The organism is Streptomyces pinistramenti (assembly GCF_020564935.1).
Classification (GTDB): Bacteria; Actinomycetota; Actinomycetes; order Streptomycetales; family Streptomycetaceae; genus Streptomyces; species Streptomyces pinistramenti.
This window is the reverse complement of record NZ_JAJCXB010000060.1, coordinates 20264-39976: the sequence shown is the minus strand read 5'-3', so window position 1 is coordinate 39976 and position 19713 is coordinate 20264. Positions and strand designations below refer to the sequence as shown.

The following is a 19713-nucleotide window of genomic DNA, read 5'->3' as shown; positions in this document are numbered from 1 at the left end:
TCCTTGCGGGCAGGTCGAAGAGCAGGCGGGGGGGGGGGCGGCCGGCGGCCCGGCCGCCCACCACCGTCTCAGGCCGCCGCGAGGTACGACTTCCAGCCGCCGGCGGGCTGCTGGCCGACGCTCAGCCCCTGGAGCTTGGTGAGCACCTGCGGGTCCTGCGCGTCGAGCCAGTCGGTGAACTGCCGGAAGGACACCAGCCGGACGTCCTTGTGCTGCTCATTCGCGATGTGCTTGAGCGCCTCCTCGACGGCGTCCATGTAAATGCCGCCGTTCCACTCCTCGAAGTGGTTACCGATGAAGAACGGCGCGCGATTGGTCTCGTACGCGCGCTGGAATCCGGAGATGTACGAGTCGGTGGCCTGCCGGCGCCAGCCCGGGTAATTCACGGACGGCGCCCGGGTGGAGTTCTTGGACTGGTTGGCGAGGATGTTGTAGTCCATCGACAGCACCTCGAACGAGTGGCCGGGGAAAGGGATCTGCTGGAGCGGGTAGTCCCAGATGCCCATCTTCTTCCTGGGCCACATCTGGAGCCCGCCGGGCGAACTCGCGTCGTAGCGCCAGCCGAGGTTTTTCGCGGTGGGCAGCAGGTTCTCCTGGCCGAGCAGGCAGGGGGTGCGGCCGCCGATCAGCTCCTTGCGGTAGTCGAAGGGCAGCGGCTCCATGTCCTGGAAGCCGGTGTTCGTACGCCACTTGGTGACGAAGTCCATCGCCTGGTCGATCTCGGACTGCCACTGCTCGGGCGTCCAGCCCTTGACGGATCCGGATCCGGTGCAGAAGTGCCCGTTGAAGTGGGTGCCGACCTCGTGGCCGTCGAGCCATGCCTGGCGGACGTTCTTCAGCGTCACCTTGATGTGCTCGTCGGTGAGGTAGCCGATGTCGGAGGCGCCGGGGCGGTTGTTCGGCGGGAGGTAGAGGTGCTTCTTCGACTCGGGCAGCAGGTAGAGGCCGGAGAGGAAGAAGGTCATGGCCGCGCCGTGGTCCTTGGCGAGCTGGAGGAAGCGCGGGAAGAGGCCGTTGCCGACCTCTCCCGCGCCGTCCCACGAGAAGATCACGAACTGCGGCGGGGTCTGCCCGGGCTCCAGCCGCTCGGGCGCCTTCGGCTGGTTGGGCTGCCGCCCCATGTCGGCGGTGGAGCCGTCACCGATGAGTTTCGGTCTGGCCTGTACCCCGCCCTTGGCCCGCTGCTTGTCCGACTGCGTGTCCGTACCGGTGGCGCAGCCGGCGACGCCCAACGCCGCGGCCGCCCCAACTCCCATACCCAGCAGGTTCCGCCGACTGATTGCGCGCATAGCGTCGTCCCCATCCGTGCTCGCTGATCTCAATATCCATATAAACGGACAATGGGATAGATGGCCGGATGGACACGTAGGTTCCGGGCTATTCAGTTAGATCTCACGTTTTTGCTCGCTATTGGCGCATAGGTACTTGACAGGGCATCAGCTGCCGCTCTCCCGGCTCAGGCGCCGAACGCCTTCGCCTTCCCCTTGACCGGCTTGGCGCCGGCCAGCAGATGAGCGGGCACCAGGTCACGCGCCGGTTCGGTGTAGCCCACCGAAACGATCTTGTCGCCGTGGAACGTGAACGACGTCAGCGAGGCCAGCGTGCACTGCCGCTTGCGCGGGTCGTGCCACAGCCGCCGCCGCTCCGCGAAGCTGCGCACGATCCAGATCGGCAGCTGATGGCTGACCGCCACCGCCTCGTGCCCGCGCGCCGCGTCCCGCGCCGCACCGAGCGCCGCCATCATCCGTACGACCTGCTCGATGTACGGCTCGCCCCAGGACGGACGGAACGGATTCGTCAGGTACTTCCAGTTGCCCGGCTTCTTCAGCGCGCCGTCCCCGACCCCGAACGTCTTCCCCTCGAAGACGTTCCCGGCCTCGATCAGCCGCTCGTCGAGCGCCGCCTCCAGCCCGTGCGCCGCCGCGATCGGCGCCGCCGTCTCCTGGGCACGCTCCAGAGGAGAGGAGACGAGGTGTGTGATGTCCCGCTCCGCGAGATGCTCCGCGACCCGGTCGGCCATTTTCCGGCCCAGCTCCGAGAGGTGGTAGCCGGGACGGCGCCCGTAGAGCACGCCCTCCGGGTTGTGCACCTCGCCGTGCCGCATCAGGTGCACGACGGTGATGTCTTCGCTGCTCATGTCACCCATTCATTCAGTCGTGATCCGTCAGCCGCGCGGCCGGCCGCTGTGCCCGAGGCACCCGGCCGGCCGCGCGGCGTCCCGTACGTCGGTCAGGCCGTGGCCCCGGCGGCGGCCCGCGCGGCGGCCGGCAGCGCGGCGGCGATCCGCTCGACGGCCGCGGCGTCGTGCGCGGTCGACAGGAACCACGACTCGAAGGCGGACGGCGGGAGGTAGACGCCCTGCGAGAGCATCGAGTGGAAGAAGGCGGTGAAGCGGAACAACTCCTGCGTCCTGGCCGCGTCGTAGTCCGTCACCTCGGCGTCCGTGAAGAACACCGTGAACATGCTGCCCGCGGCCTGGACGCGGTGCGCCACACCTTCCTTCGCCAGCGCGGCGGTGACCAGCCCGCGTACCTCGGCCGAGACCGCGTCGACCTTCGCGTACGCCGCGTCGTCCAGCAGCCGCAGCTGCGCGACGCCGGCGGCGGTGGCGACCGGGTTCCCCGACAGGGTGCCCGCCTGGTAGACGGGGCCGACCGGCGCGAGGTGCGCCATCACGTCGGCGCGGCCGCCGAACGCCGCCGCGGGGAAGCCGCCGCCCATGACCTTGCCGAAGGTCATCAGGTCCGGCGTGACCCCGTCGATGCCGTACCAGCCGGCCTTGCTGACCCGGAAGCCGGTCATGACCTCGTCGGAGATGAACAGCGCGCCGTTCTCCGCACAGGCGTCCTTGAGCCCCTGGTTGAAGCCCGGCAGCGGCGGGACGACGCCCATGTTGCCCGGCGACGCCTCGGTGATCACGCACGCGATCTCGCCCGGGTGCGCGGCGAACGCGGCCCGCACCGCCTCGATGTCGTTGTACGGCAGCACGATCGTGTCGCCGGCCTGCGCGCCCGTCACACCCGGGGTGTCCGGCAGCCCGAAGGTCGCCACCCCCGAACCGGCCGCGGCCAGCAGCGCGTCGACGTGGCCGTGGTAGCAGCCGGCGAACTTGACGACCTTGGCCCGGCCGGTGAAACCGCGCGCCAGCCGGATCGCGGACATCGTCGCCTCGGTGCCGGACGACACCAGCCGCACCTGCTCGACGGGCTCGATCCGGGCGACGATCTCCTCCGCCAGCTCGACCTCGCCGGAGCCCGGCGTGCCGAAGGACGTACCGCGTGCGACCGCTTCCTGGACCGCCGCGATGACCTCGGGGTGGGAATGACCGAGAATCATCGGTCCCCACGAGCACACGAGGTCGACGTACTCGCGACCGTCGGCATCGGTGAGGTACGGACCGGCACCGGACACCATGAAACGGGGCGTACCACCCACGGCACGGAACGCCCGCACCGGAGAGTTCACGCCACCGGGCGTCACCTCGGACGCACGGTCGAACAGCGACTGCGAAACAGGGGCTTCATAGGGAAAAGACACAGCGATCCTGACCTGCATATACGGAGGGAAGGGCGGCGCGGCACTCGGACGCGGCCCGGCTGGCAACAGTGCGGGGAATCCCTTCGCGGACACCCTCGGCGCCGCGCGGTTCCGTCTCGGTCCCTTTTCGATTCCTCTCGCTCTCGGCCGGGCGTCAGCCCCCGCGCGTCTGCGAAACTGGGGCGTCGTACGAATGGGTCACGCAACCAATGGTCTCAGAGGCGCACAGGGGCGTGCGGCCGGGCGTTTCACGCGCTGGTGACGGGGGAGGTCTCTGAGACGATGATCGGGTTTGCGCGGCCGAGGCTGCGAGTGGTCGGGTGGAGATATGCATCGCGGTGGCGAACTGGGCGAGGGAACCGATGACCGGGGTCCTGAGCGCGCCCAGCGCGGCCGCCACCGGCGCGAGGACACCAAGGGCGGGGAAAACAGAGGCGGCCGCATGGGGGTGACGTACAAATACTTCGGCGCGCCGAACGGCGCCACGGCTGCCCGCGTCCCGATCTCGATGCGTCCCGAGGAACTGGGCGGCGACGAACTCGGCATGGGCGGCATGTTCACCAAGATCAAGCCGGAGACGATGGCCGCGATGGTCCTCACCGGCATCGAGGGCATACCGCTCCACAAGGTTCCGCCGCTCGAACTGGTCGTCCTCCACCCCGATTACGCCGTGGTGAAGCTCCCCATGACGGTGGTCGACCCGCTGCGCGGAGTCGGCGAGGAATCGGTCGGCGCCGCCGCCTTCATCTGGTCCACGGTCCCCGACCGCGGCGGCCCGCGCGACGCCTACTCCGTCTACCAGCTGCTCCACGAATGGCAGGACTTCAGCCACCGCCTGCACGACGCCGGGCACCAGGCGTACTGCCTGGTGTGGCCGTAGTGGCGGCCCCGGCAGCCGGCCCGCCCGAGCCCCCGCACCCCTCCGCACCGCCGGCCGCCCAGGCCGCCGTCCGGGACACCGTCGACACCCCTCGTGGCCTGGCTCGACCGGGAAAGCACGCTCCCCCCTGAGCAGGAACGGCTGCTGCGCATCCTGAAGCTCTCGGAGGAGGCGGGCGAGGTCGCCCAGGCCGTCATCGGGGCCACCGGGCGGAACCCGCGCAAGGGACACAGCCACACCTGGGACGACGTGCAGCGCGAGCTGTGCGATGTGGTCCTGACGGCGATGGTGGCGCTGTCGACGCTGGCACCGGACGCCCGGCAGACGTTCGCCGCGCACGTGGCGGGGGTCGCGAAGCGGGCCGCGGAGCTGTGAGGCCGCCGGGCCGGAAAGCGCCGTCGCACTCCCCGGTTGTGGCGGCGGCGTTCAGGGCAGCTCGGCCGTGAGGTAGCGCTGGACCGTGGGCGCCAGCCAGCCGACGACCTCGTCGCGGCTGAGGCCGACGGCCGGCGGCAGGTGCAGGACGTAGCGGCACAGCGCCATGCCCAGTATCTGCGAGGCGATCAGCGCGGCGCGGGCCGGCGCCTCGTCGGGCGCCGGGCAGACTGCCGCGATCACCGGGCCCATCTGATCCCGGAAGACCCCGCGCATCCGCTCCGCGCCCGCCTCGTTCGTCACCCCGACCCGCAGCATGCCGGTCAGCGTCTCGTCGCGCTCCCAGCGCTCCAGGAAGTGGCGCACGAGCCGGGCGCCCCGTTCGCCGCGTGGCACGCCCGTGAGGTCGGGCGCGCGCAGGTCGATCTCGGAAGCGGCGGCGAACAGGCCCTCCTTGTTGCCGTAGTAGCGCATCACCATCGACGGATCGATGCCCGCGTCCCGGGCGATGGCGCGGATGGTGGCCCGCTCGTAGCCGTCGGCCGCGAACCGGTCGCGGGCCGCTGCCAGGATCGCGGCACGGGTGGCGTCGGAGCGGCGCGGGCGCGCTCCGGCGGCGACGGTGGCCGCGCGGATGTCGGCCGCATCGGCGGCGGCGGGAGGGAGCGGTGCGGAATCGGCCATGCCCACAACTGTATGCCCACACACGTATGCCAACACCCGTTGACTTGGCGCGGCGACCGGCCTACGCTTGCCTACAAGCGTTGACCAACACGTGTGGGCACAGGAGGCGGCCATGGGGGCCACGCACCGCAAGTCCGGCACCACCGACCTGAGCAACCCGGGACACGCCCCAGGCGCCGTCCCGTCCACCGGCCCGTCCATCAATCCGTCCACCGCGCCGACCGCGGATCCGGCCGACGCGAGACGGACCGACGTCCTCGTCATCGGCGCCGGGCCGACGGGACTGCTGCTGGCGGGCGACCTCGCCGAAGCCGGCCTCGGCGTCACGCTCCTGGAGCGCCGTGCCGAGAGCACCAGCAATCTCAGCCGCGCCCTGGTGGTGCACGCCCGCACCCTGGAGCAGTTCGACGCCCGCGGCCTGGCCGACGAACTCATCGCGGGCGGCCACCCGTTGACCCGGATGCAGCTTTTCGGCAGCGTCACCCTCCATCCGTCACGGCTCCGCTCCCGGTTCCCCTTCGTCCTGGTCACCCCGCAGTTCGAGGTGGAAAGGCTGCTGGCGCGCCGGGCCCGGGAGGCCGGGGCCGTCCTCCGGTACGGCTCGGAACTGCTGGGATTCGACCAGGACGCCGAGGGCGTGACGGTGCGCGTCCAGGGCGCCGAGGGCACCCGCAGCGAGCGGGCCGCCTACCTCGTCGGCGCCGACGGTGTCCGCAGCACGGTCAGGCAAACCCTCGGCCTACCCTTCCCCGGCCGCTCCATCATCCGCTCCCTGGTCCTCGCCGACGTCCGGCTGGAGCAGCCCCCCGCGGCCCCCTTCACCATGAACTCCACCGCCGACGCCACCGCCCTCATCGGCGCGTTCGGCGACGGCTGGTACCGCGTCGCGGGCTGGAACCGCCACCGCCAGGCCGCCGACACCGTCCCCGTCGACCTGGACGAGGTCCGCGAGCTCACCCGCCTCGCCCTCGGCACGGACTACGGCATGCACGACGCACGCTGGATCTCCCGCTTCCACAGCGACGAGCGGCAGGTGCCCGACTACCGCGTCGGCCGGGTCTTCCTCGCCGGTGACGCGGCGCATGTGCACTCCCCGGCCGGCGGCCAGGGGATGAACACCGGGCTCCAGGACGCCGCCAACCTCAGCTGGAAGCTCGCCGCCGTGCTCCAAGGCCGGTCGCCGGACACCCTGTTGGACAGCTACCAAGCCGAGCGTCATCCGGTCGGCAGGATGGTGCTGCGCAACAGCGGCGGCCTCCTCCGCCTCGCCGTGCTGCACACCCCGGCCCGGCGTGCCCTCCGCACGGCCGGTGCCCAGCTCATCAGCCACTTCCCTCCACTGTCCCGCCGCGCCCTGCGCACCGTCTCCGGCATCGGCATCGCCTACCCCGCCGGCCGCGGCGCCCACCGCCTGACCGGCCGCCGCGCCCCCGACATCCGCTTCGCCGACACCACCCGGCTCTACGAACTCCTGCGCCACGGCCGCTTCGTCCTCATCACCCCCGCCGCCGAAACGGAACCGCAGCGCCCCAACGACCGGGTGATACGCGCCTCTTGGGCCGGCGGCCGGCGCACCGCCGTACTCGTGCGGCCCGACGGCTACATCGCCTGGGCCGACGACACCCGCGATCCCCGCGCACGCGCGAAGGCCCTGCGCCACGCCCTTGACCACTGGACGGGCAGCCGAACGGAAGGGTGACGGCACGCGCCCCCGAGGGGCGGCCCGCGTCCTCTACCCGGGGCCGACTGCACGGACGCCCCTGGTGCACCCCAAGCCGCGAGGCCGACCACCAGCCGGTCAGGCCGGATGGTCCGGCCTCTCCGGGCGCGCTTGAGGGCGTGTCCGATGGGTGGCCGTGGGGGAAGGAGCGGCGTCTGGTGCCTGCGATCGAAAGGCGGAGGAGGGCGTCGACGCGAGGGGGCACCTCCCGCGCCCTTTAGGCGTGGGGGGTCGGCAACCGACGACATACGCCGCGAGCGCTGGTGCCGGGCGCTGCGACGCCACGGCGACCCATCGGACACGCCCTAGGCTGGGGCGCATGCTGGTCGCCCGTTCCGTCGCCCTCTTCGTCCTCGCTGCGCTCTTCGAGATCGGCGGGGCATGGCTCGTCTGGCAGGGCGTGCGCGAGCACAAGGGCTGGCTGTGGATCGGCGCGGGGGTGATCGCCCTGGGTGTCTACGGCTTCGCGGCCACGCTCCAGCCGGACGCCGAATTCGGGCGCATCCTTGCCGCGTACGGCGGGGTGTTCGTCGCCGGCTCGCTGGCCTGGGGCATGGTCGCCGACGGCTACCGCCCCGACCGGTGGGACGTCGCCGGCGCCCTGATCTGCCTGGCCGGCATGGCTGTGATCATGTACGCCCCGCGGGGCCGCTGACCACGCCTGCATATCCTGGCGCGGTACCGCGGGACCGGCCGCGCACCGAGACACCGCCGTACGGTGCCACCGCCCGGCCTGCCGCCCGAGGCGGCGGCACCGCAACGCCGGGCACACCGGCCCCGCGCCGCGCACGACCCCACCATCCCGAGGAGAGCGCATGACCGCCGAGGCCCGTACCGCCGACGCCCGTACCGCTGTCGTCACCGGAGCCAGCAGTGGCATCGGCGCCGCCACCGCCCGGCAACTGTCCGCCGCCGGCTACCGCGTGGTGCTCACCGCCCGTCGCAAGGAACGCATCGAGGAACTGGCCGCCTCGCTCCCGAACGCCGAGGCGTACCCCCTCGATGTCACCGACCGTGCAGCCGTCGACGCGTTCGCCGCGTCCCTCGACCGCTGCGACGTGCTCGTCAACAACGCGGGCGGCGCCCTCGGGGCCGACCCGGTGGCCACCGGCGACCCGGCCGACTGGCGTGCGATGTACGAGGTCAACGTGCTCGGCACCCTCAACACCACGCAGGCGCTGCTGCCCGCGCTCACCGCGTCGGGCGACGGCACCGTCGTCGTACTCTCCTCCACCGCGGGCCTCGGCACGTACGAGGGCGGCGGCGGCTACGTCGCCGCCAAGCACGGCGCGCACGTCATCGCCGAGACGCTCCGCCTGGAGCTGTGCGGCCGGCCCGTACGCGTCATCGAGATCGCCCCCGGCATGGTCAAGACCGAGGGATTCGCGACCACCCGCTTCCGTGGCGACGGCGCCAAGGCCGCGAAGGTCTACGAAGGCGTGGCCGCACCGCTGGAGGCCGACGACGTCGCGGACACCATCGCCTGGGCCGTCACCCGGCCGTCCCACGTCAACATCGACCTGCTCGTGGTCCGCCCGCGCGCCCAGGCGTCCAACTCCAAGGTGTACCGCGAACTCTGACCGCGCGCCGGGCCCATCCGGGGCGGCCGGGAGACGCGACAGAAGATCAACATCGGCTGGTTTCCGGTCACATGAAAGCGCGGACACGGGGAACGGGGAGGAACGTGAGTACTTTCCGTATCCCCCTCCCCCGTCTCCGCCGGTCCGGCAGGACCGTCAAGCGCGCCGCAGTCCTGGCCGCGGCCGCAGGCGTGATGACCACCGGCCTGTTCGCCTCCCCGGCCTTCGCCGCGATGGGCGACAACCTCGTCGACGGCCCCGCGGCCTGCGCGTTCTACGAAGGCCGGCAGTCCACCGCCTTCGGCGACCAGGGCGACCGTGTCTCGCAGTTGCAGTGCCTGCTGGCCAACCGCCACTACCTCGGCTGGAACCGTCTCAGCGGCGCGTTCGACGCCGACACCCTGGTGGCCGTGGTCAATTTCCAGCGGAACCACAACCTGCTGCCCGACGGCTCCGTCACCCCCGACACCTGGAACGCCCTCTACGCCGGCTCCGCACCGGCCTGATCCCCCACCCCCTACCCGTAAGGGCCGGACCCCCATGGGTCCGGCCCTTACGGCCGCTCCGTGGACATGCCGGAGCCCCCCACAGACGGGGCGTACGCGCATCTCATCAGGCCCCTCCGGAACAACGAACTCCGCCTCCGCGGCCAAGGAGCCCCGCTCCACTCCAGGGCGACGAGGACACGTCGGCAGTTCGAGCAGACCGCGCCCTTCCCTCACCTGCCGCCACGGCGCCTTCAGCCGGACGGGCAGGCGCCGAAGTGGCGGTGGGTCGGCCAGAGTTCCCGCCTCGGTGCGCGCGGGTCGCGGCACACGGAGACGGCCGTGCCCTGTTCCGGGTTGCCGATGCCCAGGCCGTTGTCGATGCGCGCGAGAACCGCGCAGCGGCCGAAGTCCGTGGCTCCTTCCACCGCCGCACGACTTCGTGCCCGGCACCCGCCGCTGCCTGTGGTCGACGAGGCCGGGCCGGTTGATGAGGCGTCAATCGGTCCGGCCTCGTCGATCACGGTCGGTGCCGGCCTCAGCCCTTCACGCAGACGACCTGCTTGAGCTTGGCCACCACCTCGACCAGATCCCGCTGCTGATCGATGACCTTCTCGATCGGCTTGTACGCGCCCGGGATCTCGTCGACCACTCCGGAGTCCTTGCGGCACTCCACGCCCTGTGTCTGCTCTTCCAGGTCCTTCGTCGAGAAGCGCTTCTTGGCGGCGTTCCGGCTCATCTTGCGGCCTGCGCCGTGCGAGGCGGAGTTGAAGGACGCGGCGTTGCCGAGGCCCTTGACGATGTACGAGCCGGTGCCCATCGACCCCGGGATGATGCCGTACTCGCCGCCCCGCGCGCTGATCGCTCCCTTGCGCGTGACCAGCAGGTCCATGCCGTCGTAGCGCTCTTCGCTGACGTAGTTGTGGTGGCAGGAGATCACCGGCTCGAATACCGGCCGGGCCTTCCTGAACTCCTTGCGGACGACGTCCTGGAAGAGCGCCATCATGACCGCGCGGTTGTGCTTGGCGTACTCCTGAGCCCAGAACAGGTCGTTGCGGTAGGCCGCCATCTGCGGGGTGTCCGCGATGAAGACGGCGAGGTCGCGGTCGACGAGGCCCTGGTTGTGCGGCAGCTTCTGCGCCTGTCCGATGTGGAAGTCGGCGAGTTCCTTGCCGATGTTGCGGGAGCCGGAGTGCAGCATCAGCCAGACCGCGCCGGTGTCGTCGAGGCAGAACTCGATGAAGTGGTTGCCCGAGCCGAGCGACCCCATCTGCTTCGTGGCCCGCTCCTGCCGGAACTTGACCGCTTCGGCGACGCCGTCGAAGCGGGCCCAGAAGTCGTCCCAGCCGGAGGTCGGGTATCCGTGCAGCGTGCCCGGCCGGACCGGGTCGTCGTGCATGGCACGGCCGACCGGGATGGCCTGTTCGATCTTGGAGCGGAGGCGGGAGAGGTCGTCGGGCAGGTCGTCGGCGGTGAGCGAGGTCTTGACGGCGCTCATTCCGCAGCCGATGTCGACACCGACCGCCGCGGGGCAGACCGCGCCGTGCATGGCGATCACCGAGCCGACGGTGGCGCCCTTGCCGTAGTGCACGTCCGGCATCACGGCCAGGCCCTTGATCCACGGCAGCGTCGCGACGTTGCGCAGCTGCTGCATCGCCACGCCCTCGACCGTGGCCGGGTCCGCCCACATCCGGATCGGTACCTGCGCGCCGGGCACTTCGACGTACGACATGGCTTCCCCATTCCCCCGAAAAGACATAAAACGCAAAACGCGGACAAGTCATCCGATGCTGGACGGTGAACCGGCGTGTGCGGCACGACGTGCGGTAGACATTGTGTCCATCGCCCGCCACTCGGCGGCAACCAGTTTTCGCAGGAAGGAGCCACGGACGATGCAGCGCAAATCGTTCGTACCCGGTGCCGCTCTGGTGGCGGCCGCGGCCCTGGCCGTCGGCCTCACCGGCTGTTCCGGTGGCTCCGCGGCCGGCGGCGGCTCCAACGACGCGAAGGGCGGTGCGGCGACCTCCAGCCAGGTCGCCGAGCCGGGCAGATACCAGACCCTCCCCGACGCGTGCCGGCTGCCCGCCCGCAGCACCGTGCGCGGCATGCTGCCCGGCGACGGCCAGCATCTGTCGGCTGCGGAGGCCGGGAAGCTCTACGCCGGCCAGGCCGACGTCACGTACAACACGGACCGCCGCGTCGGCTGCCACTGGAAGCGCGAGACCACCGCGGGCACCCGCCATCTCACGCTCGACATCCAGCGCGTGGTCTCGTACGACTCCGCCGTCAGCGACGCCGACCGGGCTCAGGAGATCTACACCAAGAAGGAGCTGGCCGCCGGCATCCCGGCCGACGGCGAGACCCCGTCGGCAGCGCCGTCCCCGTCCGAGAGCGCGCCGAAGGGCGGCGGCAAGGGCAAGGCGGGCAAGGGCGCGGGCAAGGATGCCGAAGCGAACGCCGCCCCGCAGGACGGCAAGGCCGCGACGGACCCCACGGGCAGCCCGTCGGCGACGGCATCCCCGAGCCCGTCGGGCGCGAGCGGGACACCCGACGCGTCGACCGCCTCGCGCGCCCTCGACGACCTCGGCGACGACGCCTTCCTGGACGACGCGCTGGCCACGGCGGACTCCGGAGTGCACCGCGACATCACTGTGGTGTTCCGCACGTCGAACGTCATCGTGACGGTCACCTACGACCAGTGGTCCACGGACAAGACGCGGGTGCCCGGAAGCCAGGAACTGCAGGACAAGGCCCATGCGCTGGCGACCGAACTGGCCGACACCCTCAGCGAATAACGTCCACTTTCGCGCTGAATGAGGAGATTGACCGACTGGCTGCGGAACGCCCCGGATCACCCCGTCCGTAATGACGCGCATCGGGCGCGCGCCGTGTGCCGCCGCGTAGCGTGCCGTCTAGCCTTGCCGCCGCATGCCCGGGGACGGATTCCGTCCGCCGGGCCCGTGTGTGCCGGAACAACGACGACGAACAGCGAAGGAACCATGCACCGTTCATCCAAGCGACTCGCCAGCATCATCGCCTGCGCAGCCGTACCGGTGATGCTCGTCGCCGGCTGCTCCGACTCCGGCTCGAAGGACTCGTCCGACGCCTCGAAGTCGGCCACGCCCAGCACGTCGGGCACGACCTCGCCGAGCGTCTCGCCGGCGAAGTTCAAGACGCTGCCCGACCCGTGCAAGGCGTTCTCCCAGGGCACCATGAAGGACCTGCTGCCCAAGGTGAAGGACGCGTCCGGCGAGAAGGGCAAGTCGACGGACACCGACGCCAGCGGCACCTGCTCCTGGTACAGCTCGAAGTCCGAGGGTGTCGACGGCAGCCAGTTCCGCTGGCTGGACGTCGGCTTCAAGCGCTACGACTCCGAGACCTCGGTGGGCGCCACCGGTGAGAAGCGCGCGGCCGGTTTCTACACCAAGCAGGTCGACCTGGCGAAGGGCACCAAGGACGCCAAGAACGTCAAGACCGCAGCGGTCGACGGCGTCGGCGACGAGGCGACCTCGGTCACCTACGACATCAAGAACAAGGGCAACGACTACAAGAACCAGACGATCGTCGCCCGTACCGCCAACATCGTCGTCACGCTGAACTACAACGGCGCGGGCCTGGCCGGCGGCGACACCCCCAAGCGCGACGACCTCCTCAAGGCCGCGCAGAAGGCCGCCGGGGAAGCCGTCAACGCGGCGGCCACCGCCAACGGCGCCAAGGCCGAGACCCCGAAGGCGGACGCCGGCAAGAGCACCGCCCCCGAGGCCGACGACAGCAAGGCCAAGGACACCAAGGACGACAAGAGCAAGGACGCCAAGGGCAAGGACGACAAGAGCGACGGCTGACGGGCCGCTGCGCCGCGTCGCGGCTCCGGTGGAACGGGTTCGGCCCCGGGGGATTCCCCGGGGCCGAACCCGTTTCACGGCGCGCGCACCACCCCGCCGGGGCGTGCCGCCGTACCGCTCAGTCCCCGAGCAGCTTGCGCACCCGGTCGGCGCCGACCGCCAGCAGCAGGGTGGGCAGCCGCGGCCCGGTGTCCTTGCCGACCAGCAGGTTGTAGAGCAGCGCGAAGAACGCCCGCTGGGCGACCTTCAGCTCCGGCGTCGGCTTGGCGTCCGGCTCCAGGCCCGCCTGGATCTTCGGAACGCCGTAGACCAGGGTGGTCAGCCCGTCCAGGGACCAGTGCTCGTCCAGGCCGTCGAGCAGCAGCCGCAGCGAGCCGCGGGCCTGCTCGTCGAGCGTGCCGAGCAGTTCCTTGTCCGGCTCGTCGCGGACGATGGTGCGCGCTTCGGCCGGGACCTGAGTGGTGATCCAGTACTCGGCCTTGTCGAGCCGCGGGCGGGTCTCGTCGAGCGCGGTGACCGGGTGCTCCGGATCCAGCTCGCCCAGGATGCGCAGCGTCTGCTCGTCGTGGCCCGCGGTGATGTCCATGACGGAGGCGAGCGTGCGGTACGGCAACGGGCGCGGGGTGGTGGGCAGTTCGCCCGCGGCGGTGCCGATGGCGCGGCGGTGGGCGGCGGCGTCGGCGGGCTGCGCCGAACCGTCCGCGATCTTCCGCTCCAGGGCGTCCCACTCGTCGTAGAGCCGCTGGATCTCCTGGTCGAAGGCGATCTTGAAGGACTGGTTGGGCCGGCGGCGCGCGTACAGCCAGCGCAGCAGCGGCGCCTCCATGATCTTCAGGGCGTCGCCCGGGGTGGGCACCCCGCCCTTGGACGACGACATCTTGGCCATGCCGCTGATGCCGACGAAGGCGTACATCGGGCCGATCGGCTGCGCGCCGCCGAAGACCTCGCGGACGATCTGGCCGCCGACGACGAACGACGAGCCGGGCGAGGAGTGGTCGACGCCGCTGGGCTCGAAGAGCACGCCTTCGTAGGCCCAGCGCATCGGCCAGTCGACCTTCCAGACGAGCTTGCCGTGGTCGAACCCGCTCAGCAGCACGGTCTCGGAGTGGCCGCAGGCGGTGCAGTCGTAGGCCAGCTCGGTGGTCTCGTCGTCGTACGAGGTGACGGTGGTGAGGTCCTTCTCGCAGACCGTGCAGTACGGCTTGTACGGGAAGTAGCCGGAGCCGCCCGCGCTGCCGTCGTCCTCGCTCGCCGCGCCGGAGCCCTCGGCGGCCTCCAGCTCGGCGGCCTCGACCGGCTTCTGCTGCTGCTTGCCGGCCTTCGGCTTGTCCTTGGTGCGGTAGCGGTCCAGCACGGCGTCGATGTCGGCGCGGTGCTTCATCGCGTGCAGCACCTGCTCGCGGTAGGCGCCCGAGGTGTACTGCTCGGTCTGGCTGATGCCGCGGTACTCGACACCCAGCTCGCGCAGCGACTCCTCCATGGCGGCCCTGTAGTGCTCGGCCCAGCTGCCGTACGGGCTGCCGGGCGGGGCCGGCACGGAGGTCAGCGGCTTGCCGATGTGCTCGGCCCAGGACGGGTCGATGCCTGCCGGGACCTTGCGGTACCGGTCGTAGTCGTCCCAGCTCAGGATGTGCTCGCAGGCGTAGCCGCGGCGGCGGATCTCGTCGGCGACGAGGTGCGGGGTCATGACCTCGCGGAGGTTGCCGAGGTGGATCGGGCCGGACGGGCTCAGGCCCGAGGCGCAGACGATCACCGGCGCGTCGGCGCCGGATTTGCCGGGGGCGCGGCGCTCCGCCTCGGCAATGACCTCGTCCGCGAACCTGGAGACCCAGTCGGTCTCGGTGCTCTGCTGAGCCACGATCGGCCCTTCCTCTACCTGATGCTTCCCGAATGCTTTCCGGTCGGCTCGCCCTGCACCGTGCGGCACACAGTCGTACGGCAGGCAAAAGCCTGACGGTGCCATTGTCCCAGACGGAAATCGGCTGGCGCCGCCGTGGGATACTCGTTGGCAAACCCTTTCCACTCCAACGGAACGGCCTGACTTCATGACCCCGGTCACTTCCCTCGCAGCTTCGGTCAACCAGCGCGTCGCGGACGCCCTCTCGGCAGCCCTGCCGGAGGCCGGCGCCGCCGCGGACCCGTTGCTGCGACGAAGCGACCGGGCCGACTTCCAGGCCAACGGCATGCTGGCGCTGGCGAAGAAGCTCAAGGGCAATCCGCGGGAGCTGGCAGGACAGGTCGTGGCCGGCATCCCCACCGGCGAGGGCGCCGTGATCAAGGAGATCGAGGTCTCCGGGCCCGGCTTCCTCAACATCACCGTCGCGGACGAGGCGATCATCTCGACCCTGGCCGCCCGCGCCGCCGACGACCGCCTGGGCGTGCCGTACGCCGACCGCCCCGGTACGACCGTCATCGACTACGCGCAGCCGAACGTCGCCAAGGAGATGCACGTCGGCCATCTGCGGTCCGCGGTGATCGGCGCGGCGATGGTCGAGATCCTGGAGTTCACCGGCGAGAAGGTGATCAGGCGCCACCACATCGGCGACTGGGGCACCCAGTTCGGCATGCTCATCCAGTACCTCACCGAGCACCCGCACGAGCTGGACCACAAGGGCGGCGAGGTCTCCGGCGAGGAGGCCATGACCAACCTCGGGCGCCTCTACAAGGCGTCGCGTGCCCTCTTCGACGCGGACCCGGAGTTCAAGGAGCGGGCCAGGGCCCGGGTCGTCGACCTCCAGGCGGGCGACGAGGAGACGCTGGCCCTGTGGCGGCGGTTCGTCGACGAGTCGAAGATCTACTTCTACTCGGTCTTCAACAAGCTCGACATGGACATCAAGGACCCGGACGTGGTCGGCGAGTCCGGCTACAACGCCATGCTGGAGGAGACCTGCCGCATCCTGGAGGAGACCGGTGTCGCGGTCCGCTCCGACGGTGCGCTGTGCGTCTTCTTCGACGACGTCAAGGGCCCGGACGGCAATCCGGTCCCGCTGATCGTCAAGAAGTCCAACGGCGGCTACGGCTACGCCGCGACCGACCTGTCCGCGATCCGCGACCGCGTCCAGAACCTCGGCGCCGAGACCCTGCTCTACGTCGTCGACGCCCGCCAGTCGCTGCACTTCAAGATGGTCTTCGAGACCGCCCGCCGGGCCGGCTGGCTGCACGAGGGGACCGACGCGGTCCAGCTCGCCTTCGGCACGGTCCTGGGCAAGGACGGCAAGCCGTTCAAGACCCGTGAGGGCGAGACGGTGCGTCTGGTGGACCTCCTCGACGAGGCGATCGAGCGGGCCACGGCGGTCGTGCGCGAGAAGAACAACGACAAGGTCGCCCTCACCGAGGACGAGATCGCCGCCAACGGCGTGCAGATCGGCATCGGCGCGGTCAAGTACGCCGACCTGTCCACGTCCGCCAGCCGCGACTACAAGTTCGACCTGGACCAGATGGTCTCGCTGAACGGCGACACGTCGGTGTACGTCCAGTACGCGTACGCCCGGATCCGCTCGATCCTGCGGCTGCGGGGCGAGGCGGAGCCCGTCGCACACCCGGAGCTCGAACTGGCCCCGGCCGAGCGTGCGCTGGGCCTGCACCTCGACCAGTTCGGCGAGACGCTGGCCGAGGCCGCCGCCGGGTACGAGCCGCACAAGCTGGCCGCGTACCTCTACCAGCTCGCGTCCCTCTACACGACCTTCTACGACCAGTGCCCGGTCCTGAAGGCCGAGGGCGGCGCCGACCAGGTCGCCAACCGCCTCTTCCTCTGCGACCTCACGGCGCGCACCCTGCACCAGGGCCTGGCGCTGCTCGGCATCCGTACGCCCGAGCGGCTCTGACCGGGGAACTTCCGTGAAGTCCTGCCCGGCGCACGGCGCTTGGCAGGACTTCACGCTTTCCTGACGGACGCGCCTACGGGGGGCGTCCTCAGCCGTCGGCCACCGGGCGCGCGCCGCCGCCCGTGCCGCCCACCCCGCCTCAGCTCGACTGCACGGCGCACGCCACGAGTTCGGCGGCCGGGCCCGCCAGGTGGGTGCCGGACCGCCAGATCGCCCGCAGCCTGCGGCGCAGATCGACCTCGTCCACCGCCACCTCGCGCAGCCGGGCGCCCCGGATGTCGTCGATGATGGCGAACCTGCTGAGCACCCCCACGCCCTGGCCGGTCAGGACGGCGGCCTTGATCGCCGCCGTGGAGCCGAGTTCGAGGCGCGGGGTGGCGGTCCGGTGGGCGCCGGCCCGCACCAGGGCGTGATCGAGCGTGTCGCGGGTGCCCGAACCCTTCTCCCTGACGATCAGCGGCGCGTCCGCGAGTTCCGTCACGGTCAGCGGGCGGCGCCGGCGGGACCAGGCGTGTCCGGGTGCCACCACGATGACGAGATCGTCGACCGCGACCACCCGCGCGTGCAGGCCACGGGTGGTGCGCGGCCCCTCGATGAACCCGAGGTCGGCGTCGCCGTGCAGGACGTCCTGGGCCGCCTGCTCGGAGTTGCACATCCGCAGCGCGACCCCGGTGTCCGGCGAGCGCAGCCGCAGGTCGGCCAGCCAGCGGGGCAGCAGATACTCGGCGACCGTCAGGCTCGCGGAGACCCGCAGCTGACTGTCGTGGCTCCGGCGCAGCGCGGCCACTCCCGCCTCCAACTGGTCGGAAGCGCTGAGGACTTCGCGGGCCCAGTCGGCGACCGCGACCCCCTCCGGTGTGAGGCGGGAGCCGCGCGGGGACCGCTCCACCAGGGAGAGCCCCAGGTGGCGTTCGAGCCGTTGCAGCCGGTCGGTCACCGACGGCTGCTGGATGTCCAGGGACCGCGCGGCGGCGCCGATGCTGCCGTGCTCGGCCACCGCGAGCAGCATTTCCAGCGACCGCAGATCCGTCCTCATAGGCATGTCCTTCCCATAGCGGGAGTCTATGGGTGCATAGGGCGATGGCGGCTACCGCGCACGGGCGGCCGCTCCGACGATCGAGATATGAAGCCCATCGACGGGACCGCCCGCCCAGTACAGCCGCCGACCACCTCCCCCAGCACGGAAGGCGACGGTCCCGGTACCGACGCCGCCGGGGCCGATCTCCCCGGGGGCGACGGGCCCGGTCGCGAAGGTTCCGGTCGCGAAGGTTCCGGTGGCGAAGGGGACGTGGATGCCGGTGCGGGAGGTGCCGATGCCGGTACCCGTGACGGCGGGACGGCCCGGCCGGGGTTCCTCGCCGAGTACGGACCGGGGCTCGCCGTCGTCGCGGTCGGCGTCGCCGCGTCGTACCTGCTGAACCAGTTCGTGCCCGCGATCAGCGCCCTGACCATCGCGGTGCTGCTGGGCGCGGTGGCCCGCAACCTCGGCCTGCTCAGCGACCGTGTGCTGCCGGGCGCCAAGCTCGCCACCAAGAAACTGCTGCGCATCGGCGTGGTCTTCCTCGGCCTCCAGCTCGCCCTCTCCCAGGTCCTGCAGCTCGACCCCGGCGTGCTGCTGGTGGTCGTTCTCACGGTGGCGTGCACCTTCGCGGGCACCATGTGGCTCGGCCGGAAGCTGGGCACCCGGCCGGGCACCACCCTGCTGGTCTCCACCGGCTTCTCGATCTGCGGCGCGTCGGCCGCCGCCGCGATGGACGCGGTCAGCGACAGCGAGGAGGAGGACCTGGCCACCGGCGTCGCGCTGGTGACGATCTTCGGCAGTCTCGCGATCTTCCTGCTGCCGCTGCTGCAGCACCCGCTGGGCCTGTCGGACACCTCGTTCGGCATCTGGGCGGGCGCCAGCGTCCATGAGGTCGCCCAGGTCGTCGCCACCGCGTCGGTCGCAGGACCCGCCGCGCTCGCCGTCGCGACCGTCGTCAAGCTGACCCGCGTGGTGCTGCTCGCCCCGCTGATCGCGGGTTACGGCATCGTGCGCCGGCGCCGGGGCACGGTGGACAGCAGCGGCAAGCGTCCGCCGCTGGTCCCGCTGTTCGTGCTCGGCTTCATCGCCATGGTCGGCGTGCGCAGCTCGGGAGTGCTGCCCGCATCCGTGCTCGACGCGGCCCAGACGCTGACCACGCTGCTGCTGGCGGGCGCGCTCTTCGGACTCGGCACGTCCGTCCACCTCGTCTCGCTGGTCCGCACCGGCGGCCGGGCCGTCGTCCTGGGCGCCGCTTCGACGGTCCTGGCCGCAGCGGTGTCGTTCGCGGGGATCGCCCTGTTCACCTGATCCACGGAGCACCACGGGCGACGGGCTGGAGGGCTCGCGGGGCGTGGGACGTGGGAGCGAGGACCGAGGGCCTGCACCGGATTGAGTCCGGTGCGGGCCCTCGGCCCTCGCTCGTGCGTTCCCCCTTCTCCCCCTCTTCCCCTCTCCCGACCGTTCCGGAACGGTCGATGGGACGGCCTCGCGTCCCAGCCCGGCGTTCCAGGCAGGTTGCATTCCAGCAGGTCAGATGGGGTGTGAGCGTTCCAGTGTCCCAATTGCCCGGCTGGCTGTGGCGGACGGGACAAGCCGCGCCGCAAGCTCGTTCCTGCAACCACCGACCGACCTCGACCGGCCCCAACCGGCCCCGACCAACCAGGAGACACCGTGCGACGGATCCCCTTCCGACTCCGCCGCGACGCTCTCCCCGACCTACTGGCCCTGGCCGCACTCGCCCTCTCGATCACGACGATCCTCCTGC

Annotated in this window: 18 protein-coding genes; 10 read left to right on the top strand and 8 right to left on the bottom strand. The window is 71.2% G+C overall.

Annotation, left to right across the window (positions count from 1 at the left end; translation table 11 throughout):
• Window positions 1–68: 68 nt before the first annotated feature.
• From LIU39_RS29185 to hemL, 3 genes are all read right to left on the bottom strand, one after another.
• The gene (locus tag LIU39_RS29185) at window positions 69–1289 is read right to left on the bottom strand and encodes a polysaccharide deacetylase family protein (protein ID WP_227049931.1); all 1221 of its coding nucleotides are present in this window, start codon (window positions 1287–1289) and stop codon (window positions 69–71) included.
• A gap of 167 nt (window positions 1290–1456) precedes the next feature.
• Window positions 1457–2137 carry a histidine phosphatase family protein gene (locus tag LIU39_RS29180; protein ID WP_227049930.1) on the bottom strand — a complete coding sequence of 227 codons (681 nt, stop codon included), beginning with the start codon at window positions 2135–2137 and terminating at the stop codon, window positions 1457–1459.
• Window positions 2138–2229: 92 nt separating this feature from the next.
• Window positions 2230–3537 carry a glutamate-1-semialdehyde 2,1-aminomutase gene (gene hemL / locus LIU39_RS29175; RefSeq protein WP_227049929.1) on the bottom strand — a complete coding sequence of 436 codons (1308 nt, stop codon included), beginning with the start codon at window positions 3535–3537 and terminating at the stop codon, window positions 2230–2232.
• Between the two features lie 328 nt (window positions 3538–3865).
• Between hemL and LIU39_RS29170 the strand changes: the two genes are divergently transcribed.
• Together LIU39_RS29170 and LIU39_RS29165 are read left to right on the top strand one after the other, a co-directional pair.
• Window positions 3866–4417 (top strand): hypothetical protein, encoded by a 552-nt coding sequence (locus tag LIU39_RS29170; RefSeq protein ID WP_227049928.1) that lies wholly within the window; start codon window positions 3866–3868, stop codon window positions 4415–4417.
• 93 nt (window positions 4418–4510) lie between these two features.
• On the top strand, window positions 4511–4792 hold the full coding sequence (locus LIU39_RS29165; protein WP_308409426.1) for a MazG-like family protein: 282 nt from the start codon (window positions 4511–4513) through the stop codon (window positions 4790–4792).
• Window positions 4793–4843: 51 nt separating this feature from the next.
• Here LIU39_RS29165 and LIU39_RS29160 read toward each other — a convergent pair whose 3' ends face one another.
• Complete coding sequence (locus LIU39_RS29160) at window positions 4844–5476, bottom strand: TetR/AcrR family transcriptional regulator (protein ID WP_227049927.1); 633 nt, start codon at window positions 5474–5476, stop codon at window positions 4844–4846.
• A 112-nt stretch (window positions 5477–5588) separates the two neighbouring features.
• Between LIU39_RS29160 and LIU39_RS29155 the strand changes: the two genes are divergently transcribed.
• The 4 genes from LIU39_RS29155 (at window position 5589) to LIU39_RS29140 (ending at window position 9282) form a co-directional block, all read left to right on the top strand.
• Window positions 5589–7175 carry an FAD-dependent monooxygenase gene (locus LIU39_RS29155; protein WP_227049926.1) on the top strand — a complete coding sequence of 529 codons (1587 nt, stop codon included), beginning with the start codon at window positions 5589–5591 and terminating at the stop codon, window positions 7173–7175.
• 340 nt (window positions 7176–7515) lie between these two features.
• Window positions 7516–7851, top strand: a complete 336-nt coding sequence (locus tag LIU39_RS29150) for a YnfA family protein (protein WP_227049925.1) — start codon at window positions 7516–7518, stop codon at window positions 7849–7851.
• Window positions 7852–8011: 160 nt separating this feature from the next.
• A complete protein-coding gene (locus LIU39_RS29145; RefSeq protein WP_227049924.1) occupies window positions 8012–8776 on the top strand; it encodes an SDR family oxidoreductase in 765 nt (254 codons plus the stop codon).
• A 104-nt stretch (window positions 8777–8880) separates the two neighbouring features.
• Window positions 8881–9282 carry a peptidoglycan-binding domain-containing protein gene (locus LIU39_RS29140; protein ID WP_227049923.1) on the top strand — a complete coding sequence of 134 codons (402 nt, stop codon included), beginning with the start codon at window positions 8881–8883 and terminating at the stop codon, window positions 9280–9282.
• A 233-nt stretch (window positions 9283–9515) separates the two neighbouring features.
• On the opposite strand, the gene LIU39_RS29135 is transcribed toward LIU39_RS29140, so the two are convergent.
• Both LIU39_RS29135 and LIU39_RS29130 read right to left on the bottom strand, forming a co-directional pair.
• Window positions 9516–9689, bottom strand: a complete 174-nt coding sequence (locus LIU39_RS29135) for a hypothetical protein (RefSeq protein ID WP_227049922.1) — start codon at window positions 9687–9689, stop codon at window positions 9516–9518.
• Between the two features lie 110 nt (window positions 9690–9799).
• A complete protein-coding gene (locus LIU39_RS29130) occupies window positions 9800–10993 on the bottom strand; it encodes an RtcB family protein (protein ID WP_227049921.1) in 1194 nt (397 codons plus the stop codon).
• Window positions 10994–11153: 160 nt separating this feature from the next.
• On the opposite strand from LIU39_RS29130, the gene LIU39_RS29125 reads away from it, so the two are divergent.
• Both LIU39_RS29125 and LIU39_RS29120 read left to right on the top strand, forming a co-directional pair.
• On the top strand, window positions 11154–12056 hold the full coding sequence (locus LIU39_RS29125; RefSeq protein WP_227049920.1) for a hypothetical protein: 903 nt from the start codon (window positions 11154–11156) through the stop codon (window positions 12054–12056).
• Between the two features lie 204 nt (window positions 12057–12260).
• Complete coding sequence (locus tag LIU39_RS29120; RefSeq protein WP_227049919.1) at window positions 12261–13103, top strand: DUF3558 family protein; 843 nt, start codon at window positions 12261–12263, stop codon at window positions 13101–13103.
• A gap of 118 nt (window positions 13104–13221) precedes the next feature.
• On the opposite strand, the gene lysS is transcribed toward LIU39_RS29120, so the two are convergent.
• Window positions 13222–14961 (bottom strand): lysine--tRNA ligase, encoded by a 1740-nt coding sequence (lysS, locus tag LIU39_RS29115; RefSeq protein ID WP_227049918.1) that lies wholly within the window; start codon window positions 14959–14961, stop codon window positions 13222–13224.
• A gap of 187 nt (window positions 14962–15148) precedes the next feature.
• On the opposite strand from lysS, the gene argS reads away from it, so the two are divergent.
• A complete protein-coding gene (gene argS / locus LIU39_RS29110) occupies window positions 15149–16927 on the top strand; it encodes an arginine--tRNA ligase (protein ID WP_227049917.1) in 1779 nt (592 codons plus the stop codon).
• Between the two features lie 139 nt (window positions 16928–17066).
• On the opposite strand, the gene LIU39_RS29105 is transcribed toward argS, so the two are convergent.
• Window positions 17067–17963 (bottom strand): LysR family transcriptional regulator, encoded by an 897-nt coding sequence (locus LIU39_RS29105; RefSeq protein ID WP_227049916.1) that lies wholly within the window; start codon window positions 17961–17963, stop codon window positions 17067–17069.
• Between the two features lie 252 nt (window positions 17964–18215).
• Between LIU39_RS29105 and LIU39_RS29100 the strand changes: the two genes are divergently transcribed.
• Entirely contained in the window at window positions 18216–19256 is a 1041-nt protein-coding gene (locus LIU39_RS29100) for a YeiH family protein (protein ID WP_227049915.1), read from the top strand.
• Window positions 19257–19713: the final 457 nt, after the last annotated feature.

Bases quoted from the DNA above. Each gene is read 5' to 3' on its own strand.
- LIU39_RS29170 (WP_227049928.1), top strand. From the start codon at position 3,866: ATGCATCGCGGTGGCGAACTGGGCGAGGGAACCGATGACCGGGGTCCT.
- LIU39_RS29125 (WP_227049920.1), top strand. From the start codon at position 11,154: ATGCAGCGCAAATCGTTCGTACCCGGTGCCGCTCTGGTGGCGGCCGCG.
- argS (WP_227049917.1), top strand. From the start codon at position 15,149: ATGACCCCGGTCACTTCCCTCGCAGCTTCGGTCAACCAGCGCGTCGCG.
- LIU39_RS29155 (WP_227049926.1), top strand. From the start codon at position 5,589: ATGGGGGCCACGCACCGCAAGTCCGGCACCACCGACCTGAGCAACCCG.
- LIU39_RS29130 (WP_227049921.1), bottom strand. From the start codon at position 10,993: ATGTCGTACGTCGAAGTGCCCGGCGCGCAGGTACCGATCCGGATGTGG.
- LIU39_RS29185 (WP_227049931.1), bottom strand. From the start codon at position 1,289: ATGCGCGCAATCAGTCGGCGGAACCTGCTGGGTATGGGAGTTGGGGCG.
- LIU39_RS29160 (WP_227049927.1), bottom strand. From the start codon at position 5,476: ATGGCCGATTCCGCACCGCTCCCTCCCGCCGCCGCCGATGCGGCCGAC.
- LIU39_RS29180 (WP_227049930.1), bottom strand. From the start codon at position 2,137: ATGAGCAGCGAAGACATCACCGTCGTGCACCTGATGCGGCACGGCGAG.
- LIU39_RS29105 (WP_227049916.1), bottom strand. From the start codon at position 17,963: ATGAGGACGGATCTGCGGTCGCTGGAAATGCTGCTCGCGGTGGCCGAG.
- LIU39_RS29150 (WP_227049925.1), top strand. From the start codon at position 7,516: ATGCTGGTCGCCCGTTCCGTCGCCCTCTTCGTCCTCGCTGCGCTCTTC.
- LIU39_RS29120 (WP_227049919.1), top strand. From the start codon at position 12,261: ATGCACCGTTCATCCAAGCGACTCGCCAGCATCATCGCCTGCGCAGCC.
- LIU39_RS29145 (WP_227049924.1), top strand. From the start codon at position 8,012: ATGACCGCCGAGGCCCGTACCGCCGACGCCCGTACCGCTGTCGTCACC.